Here is a 3,489-nt window from a genome sequence, read left to right as displayed (position 1 = left end):
GGCGGACAATCGACCCGAGTTTAAGGCAAACGGACAGGAATGGAGAACCGCTCCACTTTGGGGGCTCGGTTCAGACAAATACGTAAATGGCAGCCATTTTCTTCTGCATGACGGCCGCGCACGCAGTATACTTGAAGCAATTATGTGGCATGGCGGCGAGGCCGAATCTGCCAAGCAAGCCGTACAAACAATGCCCCAAGAGCAACGCGCACAACTGCTTACTTTTTTGGAATCACTTTAATGAACAGAACCTCTACGATTTCCAGTATTTTCTTAGCTTGTATCCTCTCATTTGTATGTCATGCCGCCCCAAGTGAAGCTGACTGGAAAAACTTCAACCATGCGACAGTTAATAGCTTTGTTATCCCGTTTTATCAATCGCTTAGCGCTGCCTCTCAGGCTTTGCAGCAGAGCACCCAAGGCCTCTGCCAAAGCCCTTCTCAAGAGGCGCTAGATAATAGCATCGGTGATTTCCACAAGACGATGGATGCCTGGCAATCTATTCAAAATATCACGTTTGGCCCCATAGAGTTTTCAATGCGCAGCCATAGCTTACAGTTCTGGCCCGACAAGAAGAATCATATCGGCAAACACCTAGGTGTTCTTCTAGCAAGTGACGACAAAACATTGCTGAATGAAGATAAATTCCAGCGTGTCAGCATTAGCGTTAAAGGCTTACCCGCGATTGAAAGAATTCTTTTCAAACAATCGGCGCTCAATGAACTCAAGGCAAATAAGTTCCACTGCGATGTATTAACGACGATCTCTCAGAATGTTTCGACGATCAGTACATCACTACATAGCGAGTGGCTTAAGCATATGCGTGGCCAGTTTGCCGACGCTAAACAACTAGACGGCTACTTCGAAGACGACATCGACGCCGCCACAGCTTTATTAAAAACAATGATCGAACCCTTGGAAGTCATACGAGACTTAAAGCTTAAACGCCCGCTTGGCAGCGCGTTTGGGAAAGAAAAATATAAGCGACTGGAATCATGGAGAAGCCAACGCTCATTGCGCAATATTGAGTTGAATATTCTTAGCCTTCAGCTTATGTTTGAAGGGCTAGCCAACATACTCCCCCCTGAAAGATACCATTCAATTAGCCATCAATACACGGCCCTGGTCGATGCAATTAAGCAGATCAATACACCTTTGGAAAATGCAGTCAGAACAGCTGAAGGCTACCAGGCAACATTAGACATCTATAAGAAAATAGGCACCTTACACAAGGAGCTCGAAACATCAGTATCGGCCTTGGGTATTCACCTTGGCTTTAACAGTCGAGATGGTGATTAATGACTGACAAACTCTCGACATTAGAAAACACAAGGCTAAGCCGAAGACAGCTCCTTGGATCTATAGTCGCAAGCAGCTTACTCAGCCCATTCAATGCCTTCGCCAAGGAAAACGACTCAGAATTGCTCATTAGTGCAGCTAGGGATAGACACGGTCAGCATTGGGTAATTTGCTTACAAGGAAATGGCGAACCTGTCAGTCGGCTTAAGCTTCCCGCCAGAGCTCACCAGGTGATCAAGCACCCTCATAAAGAAGAAATAGCAGTCATTGGGCGGCGTCCTGGTCAATACATAATCGTATCTTCAATCAAATCAGGCAGAGTGATAAAACATATTCAGCCTGAACAGGGTTTCCACTTCTACGGGCATGCTCTTTACACACCTGATGGACGTTATTTGGTCAGCACTGAAAATCACATAGATTCGGGTCAAGGAAGGCTTTTTGTGAGAGATGTGCTCAACGATTATCGCGTACACGCCCAGCTCTCAAGCCATGGTATTGGTCCACATGAAATAAAGCTCTGCAGCGACACGGATACTTTAGTTATTGCCAATGGAGGTATTCTCACACACCCGGATAAAGGTCGTGTAAAGCTGAACCTCGATACCATGTCCCCTTCACTAACTTATGTCTCGCTTACGAGTGGTGACTTACTAGAGCAAGTAAAGTTAAAAGAGGAATACCACCAGCTGAGCATTCGTCACATCGATATCAACCAAAGAGATGAAGTGGTGATCGGCCTACAGTATCAAGGAGATAAAACTGACAGCGTTCCCTTGGTTGCCCACCACCAACGAGGGAAAGACCTCAAACCTCTTTGGGCACCCGATGATGTTAATTATGCCATGAAGCATTATTGTGGCAGCGTTTGTTTTGACCCCATAGGAAAAACTGCCGCGGTTTCCTCACCCAAAGGAGATTTGATTACCTTTTGGGACTTTGATCAATTAATCTATTTAAGCAGTCTTCGTTGTAAAGATGGCTGCGGTTTAACCAGCTATCGAAACAATGAATTTGTTATTTCCAACGGCTTAGGCAACCTTTACCACTACAACAATACAACAAAAGAACTTAGTCAAAACTTATCCAACCCAGGCCTCAAAATTGCCTGGGATAACCATCTCTTGAGCGCCTAAACACACAAATACAAAAGTCCATTTTTCAAGCTCCTAAAAGTCAAAACTCAACTATACTATCTGTGATACAGCTCAACTTCATAGGTAACGAGCTTCTGGAATAGGCAATAGGGGGTCAAATATGTCCAAACTGTTAGATAACATATCAATTAAATCTAAGCTCTTATCAATCTGCACTATTACATTAGTTGGTATGCTTACAATCATCTTAGTCGAGCTCAATTTTAGCAAGACACTATCAGAGTCAGCTTCTTCGCTTGTGTCCATTGAAAAGCTTAACTCTAACATGCTTACCTTGAGACGGAATGAAAAGGACTTCCTCACCAGGAAAGATGAAAAATACGTCACACGATTCTCTGATAATGTTGCAAAGCTAAACAAAGAAATTAGCGAACTAAAAGTATTAAACAACTCACTTGGGTTTGACACTGAAGATAATCTCACCAAATTAGGCGACATAATAAAAAGCTATCATCAAACTTTTTTAACCATATCGAAAACTCAAAAAGAAATAGGATTAACACCTAAAACCGGGCTTTACGGTACTCTTCGAGCATCAGTACACAGTGCTGAGTCCGCTATTACTGAGCTAAAAGACTACCAACTGCTTGCGGAAACACTTATGTTACGTCGTCGAGAAAAAGACTTTATGCTGCGACTAGACACAAAATACATCGATAAGTTTAATACTGATATGGCGGCAATAATGTCTACTTTGGATAGCAGAGCGCTACCTTCGCAAATTAAAGACCAGGTCAGAAAAAACCTGAACGCTTACGCTTATGACTTTAGAAAGCTAACGGTTAAGACACAAGAACTTGGATTAAGCCCCGAAACAGGCTTGCTCGGTCAGCTACGTGCTACCATCCATCAAAGCGAGGAACAGCTTACTTCGTTATCTGCCATGATGAACAGTTCGTTAGAGGCAACCAAAGCACGAAGTAAGTCAACCTTCTATATGATAACCGGCGTACTGACTGTGATTATTCTTATTATTAATTTAGCCATATTCCGATCCATCAATGCTCCTATCCAAAGGCTAACCCATGTCATG

4 protein-coding genes are annotated in these 3,489 nt (G+C 43.4%); all 4 read left to right on the top strand.

Annotation, left to right across the window (positions count from 1 at the left end):
* A partial coding sequence (locus A3763_RS14305) for a di-heme oxidoredictase family protein (protein WP_304440816.1) occupies positions 1 to 241 on the top strand: 241 nt, incomplete at its 5' end.
* Complete coding sequence (locus A3763_RS14300; protein ID WP_068511215.1) at positions 241 to 1,299, top strand: imelysin family protein; 1,059 nt, start codon at positions 241 to 243, stop codon at positions 1,297 to 1,299. The genes A3763_RS14305 and A3763_RS14300, both read left to right, overlap by 1 nt.
* Positions 1,299 to 2,435, top strand: a complete 1,137-nt coding sequence (locus A3763_RS14295; protein ID WP_068511217.1) for a DUF1513 domain-containing protein — start codon at positions 1,299 to 1,301, stop codon at positions 2,433 to 2,435. Before A3763_RS14300 ends, A3763_RS14295 begins: the two co-directional genes overlap by 1 nt.
* 121 nt (positions 2,436 to 2,556) lie before the next feature.
* The coding region (locus tag A3763_RS14285; protein ID WP_197482910.1) for a hypothetical protein at positions 2,557 to 3,489 on the top strand (933 nt) is incomplete at its 3' end.

The organism is Oleiphilus sp. HI0128, assembly GCF_001635365.1.
Note: the sequence above shows the minus strand (reverse complement) of the source record. Positions and strands in the feature narration are given on the sequence as shown.

Coding starts and splice junctions, on each gene's coding strand:
- A3763_RS14300 (WP_068511215.1), top strand. CDS start 241: ATGAACAGAACCTCTACGATTTCCAGTATTTTCTTAGCTTGTATCCTC.
- A3763_RS14295 (WP_068511217.1), top strand. CDS start 1,299: ATGACTGACAAACTCTCGACATTAGAAAACACAAGGCTAAGCCGAAGA.